Source organism: Streptomyces sp. NBC_00878 (assembly GCF_026341515.1).
GTDB lineage: Bacteria > Actinomycetota > Actinomycetes > Streptomycetales > Streptomycetaceae > Streptomyces.
Genome location: NZ_JAPEOK010000001.1, coordinates 3,573,504 through 3,595,862, shown reverse-complemented (window position 1 = coordinate 3,595,862; position 22,359 = coordinate 3,573,504). Strand labels below are relative to the sequence as shown.

The following is a 22,359-nucleotide window of genomic DNA, read 5'->3' as shown; positions in this document are numbered from 1 at the left end:
CGCGGGGGCCGGTCCGAAGGGGCCGGTCCCCGCGGTGCGTTGTGCCTTGGAGTTCCTTCGGGGCCCCTCCCCTCCCCCCTCCCCCTCCCCTCCCCACCCCACCCCGCCCGCCCCGCCCATAGAACGCCAGCCCAAGCTCACGCCTCAGCTGCTGATTCCCCCTCCGCCAGTGTCTCTTCGTCCTCCGGCAGGAACCCCGGCAGCCACTCCTCCAGTTCATCCCGCAGGCGCACCGTTGCCCCCAACTGGCACAGCACACCGATGGTGCTCAAGGTCACCCGGTGTATCAGCAGGTACGCCGGGGGCAGGTTGAGTTGCTTGCCGAGTTGGTGTGCGGGGGAGCGGGGGTCGGCGATACGGGCCGCCTGGCTGCGCATCCAGCCGCGGGTGAAGGTGAATTCGTCGGCCTGGGCCGGCTCGATGATGGGGAGCAAGTAGTCCAGTACGGCGTCCGGGTCGAGTTCTATGGACTCTTTGACGAAGCCCTCCTCGCGGAGCAGGTCGTAGACCGCGTCGGCTTCGCCGTCGAGGGTCATCCGGAGAGAGCTGCCGATCGTCGGGGGCAGGCCGCCCGGCAGGCGGTCCACCGTGCCGAAGTCCAGGACGCCGAGCCGCCAGCCGGCCTTGCCGCCGGGGCTCTCGGTGTCTTCGCTGTTTTCGGGGGTGTCCGGCAGGAGGCGGAAGTTGCCCGGGTGCGGGTCGGCGTGCAGCAGGCCGGTGCGGGACGGGCCGGAGAAGAGGAAGCGGGCCAGGAGCTGGCCTGCCCGGTCCCGCTGCTCCTGCGTACCGTCGGTGATCACCTCGGACAGGGGGATTCCGTCGATCCACTCCGTCACCAGGACCTGCTCGCACTGGTGGACCACGGCCGGCACCAGCACATCCGGGTCGTCCGTGAACTCCTCCGCGTGCGCCCGCTGTGCCTGTGCCTCCAGGGCGTAGTCGAGCTCCTCGGACACCCGGTCGCGCAGCTCCGCGATGAGCGGCTTGATGTCCATTCCGGGAATCAACGGACCCAAGAGGCGGGCAAATCTGCTCAATTGGTTCAGGTCGGACAGGAGGGCCTCGCCTGCCCCCGGGTACTGCACCTTGACCGCGACCTCCCGGCCGTCGTGCCACACCGCCCGGTGTACCTGGCCGATCGAGGCAGCCGCGGCGGGCTTGTCCTCGAACTCCAGGAACAGGTCGTGCCAGTCCTCGCCGAGTCGCTCCGCCAGTACGGAGTGCACCGTGCGGGTCGGCATCGGAGGGGCCGCTTCCTGGAGCTTCGTCAGCGCCGCGCGGTATGGACCCGCGACCTCCTCGGGCAGCGCCGACTCGAAGACGGACATGGCCTGCCCGAACTTCATGGCGCCGCCCTTGAGCTCGCCGAGCACTTTGAAAAGCTGCTCCGCCGTGCGTTGTTGCAGCTCGCGACCCACGAGCTCGGCGGACTTGCCGCCGATTCGTTTGCCGAGTCCCCAGGTCGCCCGCCCGGCGAAGCCGAGCGGTAGTGCGGCGAGCTTGGCGGTTCGGGTGACCGCCTTCCGGGGAAGATCAGACATGCGCCCTCCAAGTACCGGACAGCCGTGCCGCGTGCGGCTGTTGCCCGGCCATTGTCTCGTGCGGCCCTTCGTCGTCCGAGGTCTGCTCCCCCTTACCTTTCTCCGCGGCCCCGCAGCGGCATGCGGGATGCTGCCACACCGGGTTCGCGTGCCAGTGGAAACCAGGCACCGAAACCTCCCAGCGGGCCCCCGCACTCGACGGCAACTCCCCGTCCAGAAAAGCGAGCGCATGCCCCGCGGCCAGCCCGGCGACCGCGGCGGACAGTGTCAGATCGCACGCCGGTACATGACGGGACTGGCCGGAACGCCACTGTGCCAGCAAGCGTGGCCAGGTCGGGTCCCGGTCTGTGCGCCCCAGGTCCAGGCAGCCCGCGCAGGCCGTGTCGCCCGGCAGGACGAGCGGACCGACGACGCCTGTGCCTTCCACGACCCCGGCGTACAGATGCGGTGTTCCGGACTCGATCAGGGGCTCGGTGGCCGACGGGTCGGGCGCGTGGACCGCGAGACCGTCGCGGGGCGCGATGATCACCAGAGAGAGACCCGGATCCTCTGCTTCGGGAGCCGAGCGCGCGCCGCGGCTCCGGGGCGCGCGGTCCGGTGCCGCACGGCGCACCGCACGGCGTGCGGCCTCGTCCCTGCGCTCGCCGATGGCTTCGACGGGCAGCCCGCCCGGAGCCACGTCCCACTGCTCGACACAGCCGCCGTCGTGCACATCGACCTGGCCCACGCCCGCGCCCGCCAGCGCCGCGGCCAGTACCACGCCCACCCGGCCGGCGCCCCGCACCTGTACGCGCAGTGAGCGGCGGGCCGCCAGCCGGCGCATGGCCTCGCCCGGTTCCGGAGCGACCAGGGAGAGCGACGCGGCGTCGGGCCGCAGCCGGTCGAGAACCGCCGGTTTCTTGCGCAAAGCGTCGGCGGCCGGGCCGCCCCCTGTCGCGTCGTCCAGCAGCCCCGCCCGGGCCAGCCGCTCCACGAGGCCGTCGACATGGCCGTCCGGCAGTCCCATGCGGCGCCCCTCGTCGCGTAAGAGCGGCAGCCCGCGTGTGCCGTCGAACAAGGTCAGGAGGCTGCCCGTCGCTGTGTCCATCGGGCCGAGCACCATCGCGTGTGCGGGTGCCATCCCGAACTGCACAGTGTTCAGATCCCGCCAGCCGCGCCGCAGCGCGGGTTTCACCATCGGATGCATGACCGGCCCCCGTACGTCCCCGTTGTGCCGGCGGGTGTTCGTCCTGCTCCGCCGGTCGAATGCCAGCATGCCCGCATTGCCCGGCACGTGCCGAAAGTTGTCCACAGGCGGTGGGTATTCGTCGTACAAATCAAGCGCGTGGGGTGCGGTTCGGCATCGATGCGCCCCGGAGGCGGGACTTCCCCTGTGTGCAACGGGTAACGTCGGGGCGTGCCCGCCGACCCACTGCACCGTGCCGGAAACCCACAGCGCAGCACGACGAGCCAGCCGCCAAGCGGCTCGGGGGCGAGCGCGATCGAGGTCCGCAGGAGCGCGCGACGGCGCAGAACGGTCTCCGCGTACCGTGAAGGCGATCGCACCGTCGTGCTCATCCCCGCCCGCATGTCCGAGGCGGAGGAGCAGCGCTGGGTCACCGTCATGCTCGACAAGCTCGCCGCACAGGAGAACAAACGCGTGCTCGGCGACACCGAGCTGTCCGAGCGTGCCGCGCGCCTCTCCGACCTGTATTTCGACGGCCGGGCCCTGCCCACCTCGGTCCGGTGGGTCACCAATCAGAACACCCGCTGGGGCTCGTGCACCCCCGCCGAGGGCAGTATCCGCCTTTCGCACAGGCTGCAGGGCATGCCCGAATACGTCGTCGACTACGTCCTCGTCCACGAACTCGCGCACCTGCTCGTGCCCGGCCACGGCGCCGACTTCTGGCGGCTCCTGGAGGCCTATCCGCGGACCGAACGGGCCCGCGGCTACCTCGAAGGAGTGGTCGCCGCCGACCGGCTGCCCCACCTGCCGACGGCCCGCGGCGAGTGACCTCGGCCTGACGCCGAAACCCTGCCCGGACCGCGCGAGGCAGGGATTCTGTACCGGGTCTGTACCGGCTTCGTCCGCGGCTGGATTTTGCCGTTAGCCTGACGCGACGCACTCGCATTCGGGATGGGGGACGGTCGTTACGCATGGCCAGGGAATTCCAACGCGGCCACAAGGCCAAGATCAGTGACCTCACCGCGGGCACCGATCTGTACGTAGGTGTGCAGATCACTGGCCCCGGGCTGACCTTCGACATCAGCTGTTTCGGTCTGGACGCCGACGAACAGCTGTCGGACGACCGGTTCTTCGTCTTCTTCAATCAGCCGAAGACTCCCGAGGAGTCCATCCAGCTTCTCGGCGCGCAGGCGGGCGACACGGAGTCCTTCCGCGTCACGCTCGACAGGATCCCGCCACAGATCCAGAAGCTGTCCTTCACCGCGACGATCGACGGCGCCGGACAGATGTCGCAGGTCGCCCCCGGATACCTCCGTATCGTCGCGGGCGGCGAGGAAGTGGCCCGCTACTCCTTCAACGGCGGCGAGTTCTCCACGGAACGCGCCGTGATGCTGGGCGACTTCTACCTCAAGGACGTGTGGCGGTTCGCCGCGGTCGGACAGGGCTTCGACGGCGGGCTCGACGCGCTCCTGAAGAACTTCGGCGGCGAGGTCGCCGAAGAGGAGCCCGCAGCCCCGGCGCCGCAGGCCGCCGCACCGTCGTTCGCGCCGCCCGCCCAGGCTGCCGCACCGCCCTCGTTCGGCGCCCCGGCAGGCCCAGCCTCGCCGGCTCCCGTCCCGGCTCCGCAGCCCGTCGCCCAGGGTTTCGCACCGCCCCGGGGGACCACGCCACCGCCGGCCCCCGCGCCTTCGGTACATGCCGCGCCGACCATCATCGCGCCCATGACCCCGCCCGGCGGCGCGCCGGTACCGCCGCCGGCCCCTGCCCCTCCCGCCCCCGCGCCCTACGGGCAGCCGGGCCAGCAGCAGCCTCCGTACGGCCAGGCCCCCGGCCAGACCGCGCCCCTGCCGCCCGGTTACGGACAGCCCCAGGCGCCTCAGGCACCCGCCCCGCCCCCGGGCTACGGCCAGCCGACCCCGCCTCCCGGCTACGGTCAGCAGCCGCCGTTCGGGCAGGTGCCCGGTCAGACCGGTGCGCCGGGTGCGCCCGCCGCCTACGGAGTACCTCAGGGCGCCCCCCAGGGAGGCGCCGGTGTCACCGCGGCACTGCAGGCCTACAAGGAGACGCCCACCGGGCAGCGCTGGACCCAGCAGAACAAGAAGATGGTCCGTGTCGACCTCGGCATGGGCGGCGACCAGGCCGTACTGGCCCGCCAGGGCAGCATGGTGCTCTACCAGGGCAAGGTCGACTTCAGCTACAAGGGCGCCGGTTTCTCCGGGCGGATCGTGGGCAACGCGACCGGCCAGGAGATGCAGCTGATGCGCTGCTCGGGCCGCGGCCAGGTGTTCCTCGCGGAAAACTCCGCGATGCTGCACCCGATCGAACTGCAGGGCGACGCCGTCTGCGTCTCCGCGGAGAACGTCCTCGCCTTCGACGAGACACTCCAGTACGAGGTGCGCCGCGTCGAAGGGCACGGCATCCCCGGAGGCGCGCTGTTCACGATGCAGTTCCAGGGGACCGGCACGATCGTCGTGAAGACGCGTGGCGTGCCCGTGGTGCTGCCCGTGACGCCGACGACGTTCGCGGACTGCAACGCCGTCGTCGCGTGGTCCGCCGCGTCCCAGGTGATCGTCTCCAGCCAGGTACGGATGCGCCGCAACGCCTACCCCGGCGACACCGGAGAGAGCGTGAACCTCCAATTCCGCGGCGCGCCCGGCAATTTCATCGTCGTCCAGCCGTACGAGGTCTGAGGGAGCCCGTCCAATGAACCAGCAGCTCGCGGGCTTCGCCCCGGCACCCGTTGCCGCACGCATGGAGAACCACGGCAACCACATGCTCAAGGTCGCCATGCAGACCGGAAACGACCTCCTCGCGCGCGTGGGGTCGATGGTCGCCTACGAAGGCTTCGTCCAGTACGAGCCGAATCCGCCGGCCGTGCGCCAGATCGCCAAGGACTGGATGACCGGCGAGGGCGCACCCCTGATGAAGTGCTCCGGAGACGGCCTGCTCTACCTCTCCGACTACGGGGCGAACGTCGTCGTCATCAACCTCAACGGCGACGGGATCTCCGTCAATGCCACCAACCTGCTCGCCTTCGACGCGCACCTCACCTGGGGCGTCGAACGCGTCAAGGGGCTGGCGAAGTTCGCCGGACAGGGCCTGTGGAACACCAAGATCTCCGGGCAGGGCTGGGTCGCCCTGACCTCCCGGGGCAAGCCCATCGTCGTCGACTGCGGCGGCGGCGAGGACGAGACGTACGTCGACCCGGACGCGCTCGTCGCCTGGTCCCCGAACCTCAAGGTGAAGGGCAAGCGCAGCTTCAAGGCGCAGTCGCTCATCGGGCGGGGCAGCGGCGAGGCCTTCCAGATGGCCTTCTCCGGACAGGGCATCGTCGTCGTCCAGCCCAGTGAGGACAGCACCGACCGCCTCCGGGTACGGGGCTGAGGGGGAGCACACCATGCAGAGCCCGCTTTTCGCCTACAACGACCAGCAGTCCCAGGAGCGCTACAGCCTGCAGAACAAGCAGATGCTGCGCGTCGTCCTGGAGGGCCACGACGACGTGCTGGCCCGCAAGGGCACCATGGTCGCCTACCAGGGTCTTGTGGAGTTCGACGCCGAGTTCCAGAACTCCGGGCAGCAGCGTTCGCGCGCGCACACCGGAGAGGGCCTCGACCTGATGCGCTGCCACGGGCAGGGCACCGTCTACCTGGCCAATCTCGCCCAGCGCATCCATGTGGTGGACGTGGAGCAGGACGGCCTCACCGTGGACAGCAGTTACGTCCTCGCGATGGACTCCGCGCTGCACCACGAGGTGATCGCCGTGGACAGCCAGTACGGGATCTCCGGGTCCGGCAAGTACCAGCTCAACATCACCGGGCGCGGCAAGGTCGCCCTGATGACCTCCGGAATGCCCCTGATGCTTCAGGTCACGCCGGACCGGTACGTCAACTGCGACGCCGACGCCATCGTCGCCTGGTCCACGAGTCTGCGCGTACAGATGCAGGCCCAGACCCACTCCTCCGGGGTGTTCCGGCGCCGTGGCAACACCGGTGAGGGCTGGGAGCTCAGCTTCATGGGCCAGGGCTACGCGCTCGTCCAGCCCAGCGAGATGCTGCCGCCGCAGAACGCGGTGATCGGGTCGGGCGTTGCCGCCCAGTACGGGATGGGGCAGCAGGGAGCCCGGGGGCAGAACCAGGGCAACGTCTGGAGTTAGGGCCTCCGCGGGGCGCTCTTCGGAGCGTTTCGCGGACGGGCCCGGGCCCGTGGACGGCTGCCGGTCCGTCGTGGCTTGTCGCGCCCACGATGGGGGTCCTCCCGCTCGAGCGAAGCCGAGAGTGGGGGAGGAGTCGCACAAGGTCACAGCCCCGCGCCCCTGGAGGGCGTCGGTGTAAGGGGCGGTCGCTATTGCGGCCGCCCCTTACCCGTTCGTCAGAGCCTTGCTCGTGTTGCCCCCAGTAGGCGTACGACCGAGTCGTCGGCCACCTTCGCCACCTCGTCGTACGGGAACCAGCGCAGGTCCAGGGACTCGTCGCTGATCTCCTGGACGGCGCCCGGCTCGGCCACGACCGCGTACTGCACGTCGAAGTGGCAGTTGCACGGCGGCGGGATGGGATGCCGGTCCAGGCGTATGGGTCCGCCCGGGAGCAGTGTCAGGCCCGCGATGCCCGACTCCTCCGTGGCCTCACGCAGGGCGGCGGCCTCCAGGGTGGCGTCGCCGGGCTCGCAGTGCCCACCCATCTGGAGCCACATCCGCAGTTTTTTGTGGAGCGTCAGCAGCACCCTGCCGTGCCCGGGGTCGATCACCAGGGCGCTCGCCGTGACGTGTCCGGCCGTGCAGGCCTTCCACATGCCGTCCGGATGCGCCTCCAGATGGTCGAGATAGGCCTGCCGCAGCTCCTCCTGGCCCTCGATGTCCTTCAGGACCAGGACGGCGTCGTCGTACAGGCTCACTTGTCGTCGTCGCCCTTTTCGTCGCCCTTTTCGTCGTCCTTGGGCTCGTCCTTCGTGAGGTTCGGCTTCTCGGTCCTGCCGTCCGCGGCCTCGCCGAGCATCTTGTCGAGCTCGGAGAAGTCCAGCTGCTCGCGGTGCACGAAGCCGTCCGGGTCGTCCAGGTCGGAGGCGGTCGGCAGCATGTCCGGGTGCGCCCACAGGCCGTCCCGGCCGTCGACACCGCGCGCGTCCGTGAGCGAGGCCCACAGTCGCGAGGCGTCCCGCAGCCGGCGCGGGCGCAGCTCCAGGCCGATCAGCGTGGCGAAGGTCTGCTCGGCGGGGCCGCCCGTCGCACGGCGGCGGCGGAGCGTCTCCCGGAGAGCATCGGCGGACGACAGACGCGGCTTCGCGGCCGCGTGCACCACCGCGTCCACCCAGCCCTCGACGAGCGCGAGCGCCGTCTCCAGGCGGGCCAGGGCGGCCTTCTGCTCGGGTGTGTCCTCCGGCTGGAACATGCCCTGCTGGAGTGCCTGCTGCAGCTCTTCCGGGTTCTGCGGGTCGAACTGGCCGACCACGTCCTCCAGCTTCGCCGTGTCGACCTTGATCCCGCGCGCGTACCCCTCGACCGCGCCGAACAGATGCGAGCGCAGCCACGGCACGTGGGCGAAGAGCCGCTGGTGGGCGGCCTCGCGCAGGGCGAGATACAGCCGCACCTCTTCCTGGGGGACGCTCAGGTCCTTGCCGAACGCCTGGATGTTCAGCGGCAGCAGCGCGGCCTTGCCGACCGGGCCGAGCGGCAGGCCGATGTCGGTCGAGCCGACGACCTCGCCCGCGAGCACGCCGACGGCCTGCCCGATCTGCGTACCGAACATGGCGCCGCCCATGGAGCGCATCATCCCCAGGAGCGGGCCCGCCATGGCCTGCATCTCCTCGGGCAGGACATCGCCCATGGCCGCGCCGACCCGCTCGGCGACCGGGTCGACGAGCTCCTTCCACACGGGCAGGGTCGCCTCGACCCACTCCGCGCGGCTCCAGGCCACCGCGGAACCGGCGCCGGACGGCAGCGACGTCGCGTCGTCCAGCCACAGGTCGGCCAGGCGCACCGCCTCGTCGACCTGGGTGCGCTCGGCGGGGCCGATGCTCGCGTCCTTGGTGCCGTCGGGAGTGCCCTGGGACACCGTCTGGCGGGCGATCTGCTTGGCCATGTCCCAGTTCACCGGCCCGCCCTCGTACGAGAGCATCTGGCCGAGCTGCTGGAACGCGGCGCCCAGATCGTTGGGGTTCAGCGAACCGAACATGGCTGCGAGCGGGTTGTCCGCCCCCAGGCCGCCCGGTCCGCCGGGCCCGAAACCGAACGGGTTGGCAGGTCCCTGACCACCACCGCTCTGCTGGTCCTTCTTCTTGCCCTCGTCGCCGTCGTCCGGCTCCTCCGGCGGAAGGCCGAATCCGAATGGGGTGTCACTCACGGGATTCCTCGGCTGTTAAGGCCGCCGGTTCGCTCCGACGGCGGCTGCCCTACATCACCACCCAGCGTAGACACCCCAACCGGTTCGGGCCTCGGTGCTTCGCCGACACAGCGGCTGCGGCAGGATGGATGCCACCTGGTACGTACGCGTCACGCGCGTTCTTACTGAAGACAACCGCTGGAGACGCCCGGTGAGTTCCCCAGATCCACAGGTTCGCGCAGCGCGAAACCCTTCAACCAATCCGGCTGTACGCGGCCCAGTCGTCGCGATCACCGGCGCCGCGGACGGAATCGGCGCGATGCTCACCGAGCGGCTCGCCGCCAGCGACGAGATCAAGCAGGTCATCGCCATCGACGAGCGGCGCGGCGAGTGCGCGGCCGCGCAGTGGCACATCCTGGATGTCCGGGATCCGGCGATCGCCGAGAAACTGCGCGGCGCGGACGTCGTCGTGCACCTCGCGCTCGACCTCGACCTGGAGACGGATCCGGCGGCCCGTACGGCGTACAACGTGCGGGGCACGCAGACCGTGCTGACGGCCGCCGCCGCTGCCGGGGTGCACCGTGTCGTGCTGTGCACCTCCGCGATGGTCTACGGAGCCTTGCCCGACAACGAACTGCCCCTCTCCGAAGACGCCGAATTGCGGGCGACCGCGGAGGCCACGGGGGTGGGGGACCTGCTGGAGGTCGAGCGGCTCGCCCGGCGGGCGCCGCGCGCGCATCCCGGGCTCAACGTCACCGTCGTACGGCCTGCCGTGCTGGTCGGGGGGACCGATACGGCGCTCACCCGGTACTTCGAGTCGCCCCGGCTGCTGGTTGTCGCCGGGTCTCGGCCCGCATGGCAGTTCTGCCATGTCGAGGATCTGTGCGCGGCCCTGGAGTACGCCGTACTGGAGAAGGTCGAAGGGGAGCTGGCTGTCGGGTGCGACGGGTGGCTCGAGCAGGAGGAGATCGAGGAGCTCAGCGGGATTCGGCGGATGGAGTTGCCGTCCGCCGTCGCTCTGGGGGCCGCGGCTCGGCTGCACCGGATCGGGCTCACGCCGTCTCCGGCCGGGGATCTCGCCTACACGATGTATCCCTGGGTGGTGAGCGGGAGCCGGCTGCACGATGCCGGGTGGCGGCCACAGTGGACCAACGAGGAGGTGCTGGCCGAGCTCCTTGGGGAGGTTGCCGGGCGGCATACCGTGGCCGGGCGGCGGCTGGGGCGGAAGGACGCCACCGCCGCGGGGGCTGCGGGGGCGACGGTCGCTCTGTTGGGTACGGCTGCGTTGGTGCGGCGGGCTCGGAAGGCTCGGCGGCGGATCTGAGTCTGGTGGGGTAGTGGGGTGGGGGTTTTCGCCCCCGCCGCCCCTACCCTCCCCCACTCTCGGCTTCTCCCCCACTCTCGGCTTCGCTCGAGCGGGGGGACCCCCTGAGCGGGGGGACCCCCTGAGCGGGGGGACCCCCATCGTCCCTTTCTGGGGGCTCCGCCCCCAGGCCCCCGGTATCGCGCTGAACGCGCTCGTCCTCAAACGCCGGACGGGCCGAAAGCGAGCCGGACGGGCTGAGACGTGTGCGGGGGAAATCGCTATTCCGTGAGGTTGGTGGGGTGGGGCACGATGGGGGTATGGCACCCATGAATGATCATCCTGGTGAGCAGGTTGCGGCGGAGCCCATCAAGTTGCTGGCCATTCGGGAAACCGGCCTCTCCTTGGACGAGGTTTTCCGTGCTGTCGGGGACGATGCCTCCGGAGGGACCGCGCTTTTCGTGGGGACCGTGCGGAATCATGACGGGGGAGCCGACGTCGACACGCTCGGGTACTCGTGCCATCCGAGTGCCGAGGCGGAGATGCGGCGGATCGCCGAGAAGGTCGTTGCCGAGTATCCGGTGCGGGCGCTCGCCGCTGTGCACCGGATCGGAGACCTGAGCGTGGGCGATCTCGCGGTAATCGTCGCCGTTTCCTGTCCACATCGGGGTGAGGCTTTCGAGGCCTGCCGGAAGTTGATCGACGATCTCAAGCACGAGGTGCCGATCTGGAAGCATCAGAAGTTCTCCGACGGTACGGAGGAGTGGGTCGGGGCCTGTTAGGTCTCACGGGTCACCTGAGGCCCGGTGCGTCCCAGTGGCCACTCCTGTCCGTCGTTCCGGTTGCGTAATCCAACCCCTGCCGTGAGCGTTGAGCATGCGGATGGTTAATCTGCTGATCAGTCAGTTGCGGTCGCTCGTGGGGTTGGGAGGTCAGCATGGCGGCGCTCGCCTGGTTGCTGATTCCGCTTTTTGCCGCGATCGGCGCCGGACTGTGGGGCGGTTGGGCCGGACGGAACCGGAAGACCATCGGGGACGGCACCGAGCTCGCGGGCTACACACGCTTTCGCGAGGCCATGGAAAAGCGTGAGGCCATGGAGAAGCGCGAAGCCATGGAGAAGCGCGAAGCCGGGGGGCAGTCGGATACTTCGGAGGTGCCGGAGGCGTCGGCGCATTTGCGTACGGACGCCTGAGCGGCCACCGGGTCGGTCCCCGGACGGACGGCCCTGACGGTGCGCTGACAGACTGGTCCCGTACTGTCGTTCCATGCCACGCCGCACCGCGACGATGCTCGCCTCCACCCTGATGTTGATCGCGCTCCTGTGCGCGGGAGTCTTCATCAACGTGCCGTATTCGGAGATGTCACCGGGTCCGACGGTCAACACACTCGGTGAGCACGACGGCGAGCCGGTGCTCCAGATCTCCGGCCGCAAGACGTACGCGACGAGCGGGCATCTGAACATGACCACCGTCCGGGTCACCAGCGCCGACTACAAGATGAACCTCGTCGAGGCCGTGTCCGGGTGGCTGGCCCATGACAACAAAGTCGTTCCGCACGACACCCTCTATCCGGACGGCAAGACCGAGGAACAGTCGACGCAGGAGAACGCCGAGGAGTTCAGCCAGTCCCAGGAGAGCGCCAAGGTCGCGGCTCTCGAGGAGCTGGACATCCCGGTGAAGTCCTGGGTGATCGTCTCCACCGTCGTCAAGGACACCCCCGCCGAGGGCAAGCTGCACGCCGGTGACGTCATCAAGGCCGTCGACGGTACGACGGTGAAGGCGCCCGACGACGTCGCGAAGCTGGTCACCAAGCACAAGCCGGGCGAGAAGGTCGCCTTCACGATCGTGCCCGCCAAGGACCAGGCCGCCGCCGAGAAGGAGAACAAGACGGCGACGAGGACCCAGGACATCACGATCACCACCGCCAAGTCCGACGACGACGGCGAGCAGCGCGCGATCGTGGGTATCTCGGCCGGGACCGACCACACCTTCCCGTTCACCATCGACATCAAGCTCGCCGACGTCGGCGGCCCCAGCGCCGGCCTGATGTTCGCCCTCGGCATCGTCGACAAGCTGACTCCGGGCAACCTCACCGGCGGCAAGTTCGTCGCAGGCACCGGCACCATCGACGACGACGGCAAGGTCGGCCCGATCGGCGGCATCGAGATGAAGACCGTCGGCGCCCGCGCCAAGGGAGCCCAGTACTTCCTGACGCCCAAGGACAACTGCGCGGCCGCCGCCCGTGACGTCCCCAAGGGGCTCACGCTCATCAAGGTCGACACCATCGACGACGCGATGAGCGCCCTCACGGACATCCGCGGCGGCGACACGGCCGACCTGCCGAAGTGCGCCAAGAGCTGATGCGCTGAGCGCTGGGTGGGCTCGGGGAGGTGACGGCGTGCCTCACTTCCCCGACCCCACCCAGCGCACCGGTCGGCGAGGTCTACTCTGCGAACGTCGCCGTCAGGGCCTCGGCCAGGCCCGGTACGAGGTCGGATCCGGTGAGCACGTCCGTCGCCGCGTCCTTCTTGCGCAGCCGCAGCGCCGACTCGCGCTTCCCGCCGCGCAGCACCGCCACGGTCATCCGGACCTCCTGACGCTCCGGGTGCTCGGCGACCCACTTCGCCAGCCGCTTCTCGTCGAGCCCGTCGGGGACGGACCCCTCCGCGGACGGCGGGAGCATCAGCCGCTCCACGGACAGGGCGCAGCCGACCACCGCGTCCGGCCAGGCGATGGTGCCGAGGAACTCGTCCAGCGGGCTGCCCGCGGGGAGTTCGTCCTGCTCAATGGGGGTAAGGGTGCCCTCGGGGGCGTCTTCGGTCAGACCCAGACGCTCGGCGAGCCCCGGTTCCTGGGAACGCAGCCGGCCGGTGTCGACCAGGGCGAAGAGCCGGGCGGGCTGGTCCCAGCCGAGCCCCGAAACGTACTCGTCGATCTCGAGGACGGCACGGGTCAGTGGCCCGGCCGCCATAGGGGTGCCTGAGGAGGCGGTGTTGGACATGGTCACAATCCTGCCTCGTTCGGCCCCCGAAGCGGGAACCGAGTAAAGCATCAGTAAGTTGCATAGATGTGGCCCGGCGTTTGCGGGGCCCCCAGATACCAACAGCGAACTTCGAGGTGCGCACCTTGGCTTTCCAGATGCCGGACCGCGGCGGAGGCCCGACGGGGCCACGGATCAGAGTGGGCCGACCGTCCCGGCGCGTCCGGACCCTGCTCATGACACTGGGCGTACTGGCCGTGCTGGCCATGGCCTTCGTCATGTTCGCGGGGTTCTGGACGGACTGGCTCTGGTATCGATCGGTCAAGTATTCGTCCGTCTTCACGACGACCCTGTGGACCAAGATCGGTCTGTTCTTCGTCTTCGGACTGCTGATGGCCACGGCCGTCGGCGTGAACATCTGGCTGGCCCACCGGTTGCGGCCGCCACTGAGCGCCATGTCGATGGAGCAGCAGAGCCTCGACCGATACCGCATGGGCGTGGCTCCGTACAAGAAGTGGATCCTTCTCGGGATCACCGCGCTGGTCGGGCTGATCGCGGGCGCCTCCGCGGCGGGCCAGTGGCGTACGTGGCTGCTGTGGGTGAACGGGGTGCCCTTCAACCAGCAGGACCCCGAGTTCCACCTCGACATCGCCTTCTACGCCTTCGACCTGCCCTGGTACCGCTTCCTGCTGGGCTTCGGCTTTGCCGCCGCGATCCTCTCGGTGATCGCCGCCGCGCTGACCCACTACCTGTACGGCGGGCTGCGCATCACCAGCCCCGGAGCGCGCGCCACGGCCGCGGCCACCGGGCATCTCTCGGTGCTGCTCGGCCTCTTCGTCGCGCTGAAGGCGGTGGCGTACTGGCTCGACCGGTACGGACTCGCGGTGAAGTCCAGTGACTTCAAGGCCACGGACAACTGGACGGGCCTCAGGTACGTCGACGCGAACGCGTATCTGCCCGCCAAGACGATTCTTTTCTGCATCGCCGTCATCTGTGCCCTGCTGTTCTTCGCCACTCTGTGGCGGCGCACCTGGCAGCTGCCCGTCATCGGCTTCGGTCTGATGGTGCTCTCGGCGATCCTGATCGGCGGTCTGTACCCGGCGATCGTCCAGAAGTTCCAGGTCCAGCCGAACGAGCAGGCCAAGGAAGCGCCGTACGTCGAGAAGAACATCAAGGCGACGCGCGAGGCCTACGGCATCGACGACGCCAAGGTGACGGACTACACGGGCAAGGGCGGCACGGGGAACGCCGAACAGATCCGCAAGGACGCCGACTCGGCGGCCAGTTACCGGCTGATCGACCCCAACGTCGTCTCCCCGGCGTTCCAGCAGCTCCAGCAGGAGCGCAAGTACTACCAGTTCCCCTCCACGCTCGACGTCGACCGTTACACGGACGCCAACGGCAAGGAGCAGGACACCGTCATCGGTCTGCGCGAGCTGAACCTGAACGGCATCCCGAAGAGCAACTGGATCAACGACCACTTCACGTACACCCACGGCTATGGCGCGGTCGCGGCCAAGGGCACGGCCACCGGTTCCGATCCGCCGGGTTCCCCGGACTTCTCCGAGTCGGGGCTGCCGACCACCGGCGAACTCCCCAAGTACGAGCAGCGGATCTACTACGGGGAGAAGACCGAGCAGTACTCCATCGTGGGCGGCCCGCAGAAGGAGCTCGACTACGAGGAGAACGGCGAGAAGACCACCAGCTACAAGGGCAAGAGCGGTGTCAACCTCGCCAACCCGCTCAACCGTGCCGCGTACGCGGTGGCCTTCGGCGAGCCGCAGATGTTCTACTCGGGCGCGATCGGCGAGGGTTCCCGGATCCTCTACAACCGCACGCCCAAGGAGCGCGTCGAGGCGGTGGCCCCCTGGCTGACGATCGACGGCGACGCCTATCCGGCGATCGTGGACGGCAAGATCCAGTGGATCGTCGACGCCTACACGACGACGAACGGATACCCCTACGCGTCCCGTACGACGCTGGGGGACACCACGGCGGACTCGCTGACCGACAATCAGCGGGCGGTGGTGGCGCAGCAGAACCGGGTCAACTACATCCGCAACTCGGTGAAGGCGACCGTCGACGCGTACGACGGCTCGGTCAAGCTCTACCAGTGGGACACCAAGGACCCGGTCCTGAAGACCTGGATGAAGGCGTTCCCGGGCACCGTGAAGCCGAAGACCGACATCAGCGGGTCGCTGATGGAGCACCTGCGCTACCCGCAGGACCTCTTCAAGGTCCAGCGCGAGCTGCTCACCCGCTACCACGTCACCGACGCCGCCCAGTTCTACAGCGGCAGTGACGCCTGGCAGGTGCCGGACGACCCGACCAACAAGGACAGCAGTGCGGTCCCGCCGTACTACCTGAGCATGAAGATGCCCGGGCAGAGCGCGCAGCAGTTCTCGCTGACCACGACCTTCACGCCCAACGGGCGCCCGAACCTCGGGGCGTTCATGGCGGTGGACGCGGATGCGGCCAGCAAGGACTACGGCACGATAAGGCTGTTGAGAGTGACCTCCACCGTCCGAGGTCCACAACAGGTGCAGAGCGAGCTCAACAGCAACGCCGACGTGGCCGAGTTCGTCCGCAACCTCAGAGGAACCGACTCCGACATCGAGTACGGAAACCTGCTGACCGTGCCACTCAACGGCGGGTTCCTGTACATCGAGCCGGTGTACGCACGAGGCGGCACGTCCAACTACCCGCTGCTGAGGAAGGTTGGTGTGGCCTACGGCGACCAGACCGTCTTCAAGGACACCCTCGCCGAGGGGCTGAACACGGTCTTCGGAGTGGACGGCGAGGACACCACCGAGCCACCACCCGAGGAAGGTGAGACCCCGAAGCCACCGACGACGGGCGACACCGACCTGGCGAAGGCCATCGCCGACGCCGAGGACGCCTACAAGGCCGGCGAGGAAGCGCTCAAGAAGGGTGACTGGGACGCGTACGGCAAGGCCCAGGAGGACCTTCAGGACGCGATCCAGCGCGCCTCCGAGGCTGAGCAGAAGGCCAGCTCGGCCAGTGGCGGCAACAGCGACGCCGACAAGGAAGCAAGCGGTCAACAGGACGGTGACCAGGGCAGTTGAGTAGGTCCGCCCCGCGCCGTGGTACGGTTGCAACACAACGGCGCGGGGTGGAGCAGCTCGGTAGCTCGCTGGGCTCATAACCCAGAGGTCGCAGGTTCAAATCCTGTCCCCGCTACTGAAGTAGAAGGACCCGGATCCTCAGGATCCGGGTCCTTCTATGTGTGCGGTCCGGGTCCTTCTTATACGGGCCTGTGCGCGCGGGCAGTGTAGGGCTTTGCGCGTGGATCGTGCGGGGGCTGGGTGTGGGCCGTGTGGGGATCGTGTGCGTGTGCTCGTCGTTCATCAGTGCTGCTGCGGTGAAGGCTGCGCCATCCGCCTGGAGTTGGGAAATCTGTGTTTCACTTGTCTCTCTGTGGGCATGTCGACAAAACGCTGAAGTGACCTCACTGGCTGCGGTATACCAGGTGTACCCAGGTTGCAGGTGGTGCGACGATGGACGTTATGGGGGACAAGGCAACTCTGTTGGAGACAGGGCGGTTTGTGCAGCCTTCCGACCGGGACGAGACCGGCGAGGCTGCGGAGGAGGCGCGCCGACGACTCGCCGCGGAGGCGGGCGACGTCGAGGCGATGAGCGTTCTCGGAGCCATGCTGCTCCGCCGCGGTGATCTCGACGGGGCCGAGCCTCAGCTGCGCGCTGCCACCGCGGCCGGTGACCGCGCCGCGGCCAACAACCTGGGTGTCCTCCTGCACCAGCGCGGCTACGCGGAGGAGGCGGCCGGCTGGTGGCGGATCGCCGCCGTCGCCGGGTCCGCGGCCGCCGCGCACGCGCTGGGCCGCCACCACCGCGAGCGCGGGGACGAGCCCGCCGCCGAGTACTGGCTGTGCCAGTCCGCCGAGCAGGGGCACGCCCTCGGCGCGTACGCGCTCGCCGACCTCCTGGAGCACCGCGGTGACTCCGGCGCGGGGGACTGGATGCGGGCGGCCGCCGAGCGGGGGCACCGCGAGGCGGCGTACCGGCTTGCGCGCACGCTGGACCGCAAGTCCGCGCAGGCACAGGAGGACGAGGGCGACAACAGTGCCGCGGAGACCGTCGCGGCCCAGGCCGAGCAGTGGTACCGGCAGGCGGCCGCGCGCGGTCACCGGCGGGCCGCGCTGCATCTGGGAGCGATCCTGGAGAGGCGTGGGGCGCTCAAGGAGGCCGGGCGCTGGTATCTGACCTCCGCCAAGGACGGCGAGGCGCGGGCCGCCTGCGCGCTCGGGTTCCTGCTGCGGGACGCGGGCGACACCGAGAGCGCCGCCGTGTGGTGGCTGCGGGCCGCCCAGGACGGCGACGGGAACGCCGCCAACGCGCTGGGCGCGCTGCACGCCGAGCGCGGCGAGACGCAGACCGCCGAGCGGTGGTACCGGGCCGCGATGGACGCCGGCGATGTGAACGGCGCGTACAACCTCGGGCTGCTCTGCGCCGAGCAGGCGCGGACCGCGCAGGCCGAGCAGTGGTACCGGCGTGCGGCGTACGCGGGACACCGGGAGGCCGCGAACGCGCTGGCCATTCTGCTGCTGCAGGTCGGTGACGCGTCCGGTGCCGAGCCGTGGTTCTCCAAGGCCGCGGAGGCCGGGAGTGTGGACGCCGCCTTCAACCTCGGGATCCTGCACGCCGGGCGGGGCGAGGACGAGGCGGCCCTGCGGTGGTACGAGCGGGCCGCTGCCGCCGGGCACACCGAGGCCGCGCTCCAGGTGGGGATCGCGCGCCTGCGGGACGGGGACGAGCGGGCTGCCGAGCGGCACCTTCGGTGTGCCGCGGGCGGGGGGAGCGCGGAGGCGGCCTATCGGCTCGCCACCGTGCTCGACGCGCGGCGCCCGCCCGCGCCCGCGCACGAGTTGGGGGAGCCGGCCACCGAGAAGAGCGAGTGCGAGGAGTGGTACGAGCGGGCCGCTTCCCAGGGGCATCGGCGGGCGCAGGTGCGGGTGGGGATGCTCGCCTCAGCGCGCGGGGACGTGGTGGACGCGGCTCGGTGGTACCGGGTGGCCGCGGAGGCGGGGTCCCGGAACGGGGCGTTCAATCTTGGGCTGTTGCTTGCCCGGGAGGGGAGTGAGCCGGAGGCTGCCCTGTGGTGGGCTCGGGCCGCTGACGCGGGGCATGGGCGGGCGGCGTTGCGGCTTGCTCTTGTCTACGCGCGTCGTGGCGAGCTTGCGGAGGGGCAGCGGTGGGCTGATCGTGCGGTGTCGCTCGGGCCTGGTGAGGTTTCTGAGCGGGCGGCTCGGTTGCGGGATGCGTTGCGGCAGGAGTTGTCTGCGTGAGGGGGTGGCGGGGCTGGCCTTTTCGCCCCCGCCGCCCCTACCCCGCCCCCGCCGCCCCTACCCTCCCCCACTCTCGGCTTCGCTCGAGCGGGGGCCCCATCGTCCCTTACTCAGGGGCTCCGCCCCCGAACCCCCGTATCGCGCTGAACGCGCTCGTCCTCAAGCGCCGGACAGGCTGAATGGTGCGGGACTGGGCCGTGAAGGCGCCCCATCAGGGGCGCGGGAACTGATTTGCGCTGGTCGGCGGTGGTGACGTACTGTTCAGTTCAACGGCGCGGGGTGGAGCAGCTCGGTAGCTCGCTGGGCTCATAACCCAGAGGTCGCAGGTTCAAATCCTGTCCCCGCTACTGAAGACCGAAGGCCCGGAACCAACGGTTCCGGGCCTTCGGTGTTGTCTGTCGTCGGCGGGAGGGCGGTCCGCCGGAGGATGCGGAAAGCCCCGGCCTTCTCGTGGGCCGGGGCTTTGCTTCAGGGTTCGGAGATCGAGGATCGGGGATCGTCGTGTCGGCGGTCAGGCCGCCGCGCAGTTCGGGCACACACCCCGGTACGTCACCTCTACGCCCGAGACCGTGAAGCCGAAGCGCTCGGAGTCCGGGAGGTCGGCCAGGGGGTTGCCGTCCGGGTGGACGTCCTTGATCGCGCCGCACTGGGCGCAGACCAGGTGGTGGTGCGGACGGTGAGCGTTCGGGTCGTACCGCTTCGCACGCTTGTCCGTGGCGACTTCCAGCACCTCGCCGAGCGAGACCAGCTCACCCAGCGTGTTGTAGACGGTCGCCCGGGAGATCTCGGGCAGCTTGGCGACGGCCCTCGAGTGGACCTCGTCGGCCGTCAGATGGACGTGATCGCCGTCGAGGACCTCGGCCACGACGCGCCGCTGCGCGGTCATCCGCCAGCCGCGTCCGCGGAGTCGTTCCAACAGGTCACTCATGCCCATCAGCTTAACAGCAAGGACGACCAGATTCCGAACAGGTGTGAGTTTGGAGCTCTACTTGAATTAGATATTGTCTATTGTGAGATCGAGGATGGGCTGGGGCTGGATTGGTTCGACGTCGGGTCGACCTCGGGCCGACGTCGACCTGACGGAGACTTCGGCAAGTGGCTGGAAGCCGCGGTCCAGGCAACTGCGCGGCTGGCGCCGGCGCTGGAACGCTTGCCGTTGAAGAGCGGGCCGGATCTCCCGTAACGGGGGTCCGGCCCGTTCGCCTTGCCGGCGGTTGGTTCCGGTTGGTTCTGGTTGGTTGCGGTTGCTTCCGGGGGTGATGGGGGCGTGTTTCAGGCCGGGGCGTGCTGTCGCATCGGTGCCCAGCAGCGGATGATGTCGCGGACCGAGACGATGCCGACCGGCTCGTCGTGGTCGAGGACGATGAGGTGGCGGAAGCCGCCGTGGGACATGGCCAGCGCGGCCTCTTCCAGTGTCCAGGTCGGGGCGGCGAACACCACGTCGGTGGTCGTGTGGGCGTGTGCCCGCTCGGTGTCCGGGCTCTGGCCCAGGCCGACGGAGTTGAGGATGTCGCGTTCGGTGAGGATGCCGAGCCCGCCCTCGTCGGGGTCGAGGACCACGGCTGCGCCGATGCGGCGCGCGGACATCAGCGCGGCGGCCTGTTTGAGGGTGTGAGCGGGTCCGATGGTGAGGACCACCGTGCTCATGGCGTCGCGGACGAGCATGGACGGAGCCACCTCCTACGAATCCGTTCGTTAACGGATTCACAAGTTCACAAGTGGGGGGACTCTCAGGGTCGCAGTTAAAGAGACGGTCAACAAGAGGGCGCGTGCGGCCGGATTGGGGCGCGCATTCCGTGCGCTGGTGCCCCAGACGACCCCAGTGACCCCGGACCCCTCAGTAGCGCTGGTACTGAACCGCCCTTGTGGTGGGGTGCAGCGCAGCCCTGCATCCCCCTGGGGGGCTGCACGGTAGCCGTTGTCAGTGGTCGTCATTGGTCGTCGTCGGCCACCCTCGGACGGCCCACAGACGGCCCCGCGCGCAGGTCGTGACCTGCGGCGATACGGGTCAGGCAGCTACGCGTGCGGGAGCCCGCCCCACTGCGAGCAGGTGTGAGCTAGCTGCAAGCAGTTCCGGGTACGGCTCAGCCATCCGCGCGGCCGTCACGGCGGAAGCAATCAGGTCGTCGGTAGGCCCCTCTCCTGGCTGTTGCTCAACCGCCTTGACCAGCGACCATGCCGGACCCTCAATGCCGAAAACCTCCACGTCGACAAGGCCTGACTCCCGAAGCTCATCGGCGAGTTCTTCAGCGCGGTGGAAGTAGGCCAGGGTGAAGTGAGGGCCGTCGTGCACCGCCGTAGCGAGAATCTTCGAGATCGCCTGTTGAATGCGCTCGGTATGCAGGTGTGCGTACGTGACGTGCTCGAAGAGCGAGGCGTAGCGGTTGATCGCCGCTGCGGCAACGAGCCCACCCGGCTTCACTACGCGCCGAGCCTCAGAGAGTGCCTTGTGACGGTCGGCGGCATCGGGCAGGTGATAGAGCGGGCCGAGTAGCTGAACGACGTCATAACTGTCGTCCTGCGCATCGAGCGCCCGCGCGTCTCCGAGCGACGCCGAGCAGATCGCGGACGCCTGCTCAACATGGCGGGGAACGGGGTCCACCAGCGAAACCGCGTATCCGTCTTTGACCAGCCACTCCGCATGCACCCCGGGCCCGCCTCCCACGTCCAGTACGCGCGCGGGCGCCGGTGGCAGGAAGCGACGTAGGAGTTCCTTAGTCCGGGCCAGCTCAAGACGACCGTCAGCTGAGTGGTAGAGGCGACTGCTTTCGTCCACGGTCTCGCTGTAGAAGCGCAGGACAGAGGGAGCCAATTCGAGTTCCGACATGTTGGCAGTATCGTGTGTACCGGTGGACCAGTCCAGCATCAGCCAAAGGGGAAGCCATGGCACTACTGAAGTACGAGGAGATCGCGGAGTCTCTACGCGCCCGCATCGCCGCCGGCGAGTTTGCTCCGGGCGAGACCCTGCCGTCCGGGCGGGACCTTGCAGAACAGTGGTCGGTGTCGCGTGCGACCACGGTCAAGGCCATGGACGTGCTTCGGAACGATGGCGTGGTTGTGGCCAAGCAGGGGACAGGCTTTGTAGTGACGGAAACGCCCGTCGCTCGCCCCGTCGGCTCACGGCGTTCGGGCTCCGCTCGCATCTCCGGCGGCATGCCCTTCGTGCGGGTCGGTGAGCCGGATTGGAGCGAGCCCCCGGTGCGCGTAGCAGCCGCGCTACGCATGAATTCGGGGGTCGTCACACTACGGCGCATCCGACTCCACCAGCTCCCGGACGGGAGTCCACACAGCTACGCGGAAGCGTGGTTCCCGCCGGAGGTCGCGGATGCCTCCCCCCGACTGGCGCAGACCGCCCCCATCGCCGAAGGAACGACTCGCTACGTTCGCCGACAGACCGGCCGCTACCCGGTAGAAGGCGTGGACGTGACCACGGTACGGCTGGCAACCGAGTCCGAGTCTCACCACTTGGCGCTGCCCGAGGGGACAGCCGTCGCCGTCCTTCTGCACACCGCCTACGACCAAGACGGGCTCCCGCTCGTGTGCGAAGAGGGGGTTACACCCTCCGCTCACTACGAACAGGTGGACACCTATGCCATGTAGGCCTGAGTTACCCGCAGTGGAGCTGGACCGGTCCGCCGGTCCAGCTTTTTTGGTTTTTTCCTGGGCTTCTGAGCAGCGGAAATGCCCCACGCTTCGACGCGCTGGACGACTCATGGGTTGACTGGACCGGTCC

Annotated in this window: 19 protein-coding genes and 2 tRNA genes; 13 read left to right on the top strand and 8 right to left on the bottom strand. The window is 69.2% G+C overall.

Annotated features, from left to right (window positions below; all coding sequences use genetic code 11):
- Positions 1–137 precede the first annotated feature (137 nt).
- On the bottom strand, positions 138–1,541 hold the full coding sequence (locus OHA11_RS14930; protein WP_266496354.1) for an AarF/ABC1/UbiB kinase family protein: 1,404 nt from the start codon (positions 1,539–1,541) through the stop codon (positions 138–140).
- On the bottom strand, positions 1,534–2,727 hold the full coding sequence (locus OHA11_RS14925; RefSeq protein WP_266507182.1) for a TOMM precursor leader peptide-binding protein: 1,194 nt from the start codon (positions 2,725–2,727) through the stop codon (positions 1,534–1,536). Before OHA11_RS14925 ends, OHA11_RS14930 begins: the two co-directional genes overlap by 8 nt.
- 210 nt (positions 2,728–2,937) lie before the next feature.
- Between OHA11_RS14925 and OHA11_RS14920 the strand changes: the two genes are divergently transcribed.
- The 4 genes from OHA11_RS14920 (at position 2,938) to OHA11_RS14905 (ending at position 6,859) form a co-directional block, all read left to right on the top strand.
- Positions 2,938–3,534: a M48 family metallopeptidase gene (locus OHA11_RS14920; protein ID WP_266496352.1), complete on the top strand. Its 597-nt coding sequence runs from the start codon at positions 2,938–2,940 to the stop codon at positions 3,532–3,534.
- Between the two features lie 143 nt (positions 3,535–3,677).
- Positions 3,678–5,396, top strand: a complete 1,719-nt coding sequence (locus OHA11_RS14915; RefSeq protein WP_266496349.1) for a TerD family protein — start codon at positions 3,678–3,680, stop codon at positions 5,394–5,396.
- A 13-nt stretch (positions 5,397–5,409) separates the two neighbouring features.
- The gene (locus tag OHA11_RS14910; protein ID WP_266496347.1) at positions 5,410–6,090 is read left to right on the top strand and encodes an AIM24 family protein; all 681 of its coding nucleotides are present in this window, start codon (positions 5,410–5,412) and stop codon (positions 6,088–6,090) included.
- 13 nt (positions 6,091–6,103) lie between these two features.
- Entirely contained in the window at positions 6,104–6,859 is a 756-nt protein-coding gene (locus OHA11_RS14905) for an AIM24 family protein (RefSeq protein ID WP_266496345.1), read from the top strand.
- A 215-nt stretch (positions 6,860–7,074) separates the two neighbouring features.
- On the opposite strand, the gene OHA11_RS14900 is transcribed toward OHA11_RS14905, so the two are convergent.
- Positions 7,075–7,596, bottom strand: coding sequence for an NUDIX hydrolase (locus OHA11_RS14900; RefSeq protein ID WP_266496343.1), 522 nt, complete (start codon positions 7,594–7,596; stop codon positions 7,075–7,077).
- A complete protein-coding gene (locus tag OHA11_RS14895; RefSeq protein ID WP_266496341.1) occupies positions 7,593–9,041 on the bottom strand; it encodes a zinc-dependent metalloprotease in 1,449 nt (482 codons plus the stop codon). The genes OHA11_RS14900 and OHA11_RS14895 overlap by 4 nt, the downstream gene beginning before the upstream one ends.
- Positions 9,042–9,231: 190 nt before the next feature.
- Here OHA11_RS14895 and OHA11_RS14890 point away from each other — a divergent pair, with 190 nt between their 5' ends.
- From OHA11_RS14890 to OHA11_RS14875, 4 genes are all read left to right on the top strand, one after another.
- Positions 9,232–10,344, top strand: a complete 1,113-nt coding sequence (locus tag OHA11_RS14890) for an SDR family oxidoreductase (protein ID WP_266496339.1) — start codon at positions 9,232–9,234, stop codon at positions 10,342–10,344.
- 299 nt (positions 10,345–10,643) lie between these two features.
- On the top strand, positions 10,644–11,105 hold the full coding sequence (locus OHA11_RS14885) for a molybdenum cofactor biosynthesis protein MoaE (protein ID WP_266496337.1): 462 nt from the start codon (positions 10,644–10,646) through the stop codon (positions 11,103–11,105).
- 155 nt (positions 11,106–11,260) lie between these two features.
- On the top strand, positions 11,261–11,515 hold the full coding sequence (locus OHA11_RS14880; protein ID WP_266496335.1) for a hypothetical protein: 255 nt from the start codon (positions 11,261–11,263) through the stop codon (positions 11,513–11,515).
- Between the two features lie 73 nt (positions 11,516–11,588).
- Complete coding sequence (locus tag OHA11_RS14875; RefSeq protein WP_266496333.1) at positions 11,589–12,683, top strand: PDZ domain-containing protein; 1,095 nt, start codon at positions 11,589–11,591, stop codon at positions 12,681–12,683.
- Between the two features lie 82 nt (positions 12,684–12,765).
- On the opposite strand, the gene OHA11_RS14870 is transcribed toward OHA11_RS14875, so the two are convergent.
- The gene (locus OHA11_RS14870) at positions 12,766–13,323 is read right to left on the bottom strand and encodes a PPA1309 family protein (RefSeq protein ID WP_266496331.1); all 558 of its coding nucleotides are present in this window, start codon (positions 13,321–13,323) and stop codon (positions 12,766–12,768) included.
- Between the two features lie 137 nt (positions 13,324–13,460).
- Here OHA11_RS14870 and OHA11_RS14865 point away from each other — a divergent pair, with 137 nt between their 5' ends.
- The 4 genes from OHA11_RS14865 to OHA11_RS14850 all read left to right on the top strand — a co-directional run bounded on the left by OHA11_RS14865 (position 13,461) and on the right by OHA11_RS14850 (position 18,973).
- Positions 13,461–16,388 (top strand): UPF0182 family protein, encoded by a 2,928-nt coding sequence (locus tag OHA11_RS14865; protein ID WP_266507181.1) that lies wholly within the window; start codon positions 13,461–13,463, stop codon positions 16,386–16,388.
- 41 nt (positions 16,389–16,429) lie between these two features.
- A tRNA-Met gene (locus tag OHA11_RS14860) sits at positions 16,430–16,503 on the top strand.
- 317 nt (positions 16,504–16,820) lie between these two features.
- A complete protein-coding gene (locus OHA11_RS14855) occupies positions 16,821–18,626 on the top strand; it encodes a sel1 repeat family protein (protein ID WP_266496328.1) in 1,806 nt (601 codons plus the stop codon).
- A 273-nt stretch (positions 18,627–18,899) separates the two neighbouring features.
- Positions 18,900–18,973: transfer RNA gene (locus OHA11_RS14850), tRNA-Met, on the top strand.
- 164 nt (positions 18,974–19,137) lie between these two features.
- Here the strand turns inward: OHA11_RS14850 and OHA11_RS14845 are convergent.
- The 3 genes from OHA11_RS14845 to OHA11_RS14835 all read right to left on the bottom strand — a co-directional run bounded on the left by OHA11_RS14845 (position 19,138) and on the right by OHA11_RS14835 (position 21,453).
- Complete coding sequence (locus OHA11_RS14845; protein ID WP_266496326.1) at positions 19,138–19,554, bottom strand: Fur family transcriptional regulator; 417 nt, start codon at positions 19,552–19,554, stop codon at positions 19,138–19,140.
- A 344-nt stretch (positions 19,555–19,898) separates the two neighbouring features.
- Positions 19,899–20,291, bottom strand: a complete 393-nt coding sequence (locus tag OHA11_RS14840; RefSeq protein WP_266496324.1) for a cyclic nucleotide-binding/CBS domain-containing protein — start codon at positions 20,289–20,291, stop codon at positions 19,899–19,901.
- Positions 20,292–20,634: 343 nt separating this feature from the next.
- The gene (locus OHA11_RS14835) at positions 20,635–21,453 is read right to left on the bottom strand and encodes a bifunctional 2-polyprenyl-6-hydroxyphenol methylase/3-demethylubiquinol 3-O-methyltransferase UbiG (protein ID WP_266496322.1); all 819 of its coding nucleotides are present in this window, start codon (positions 21,451–21,453) and stop codon (positions 20,635–20,637) included.
- 56 nt (positions 21,454–21,509) lie between these two features.
- Between OHA11_RS14835 and OHA11_RS14830 the strand changes: the two genes are divergently transcribed.
- Positions 21,510–22,226 carry a GntR family transcriptional regulator gene (locus OHA11_RS14830; protein WP_266496320.1) on the top strand — a complete coding sequence of 239 codons (717 nt, stop codon included), beginning with the start codon at positions 21,510–21,512 and terminating at the stop codon, positions 22,224–22,226.
- Positions 22,227–22,359 lie beyond the last annotated feature (133 nt).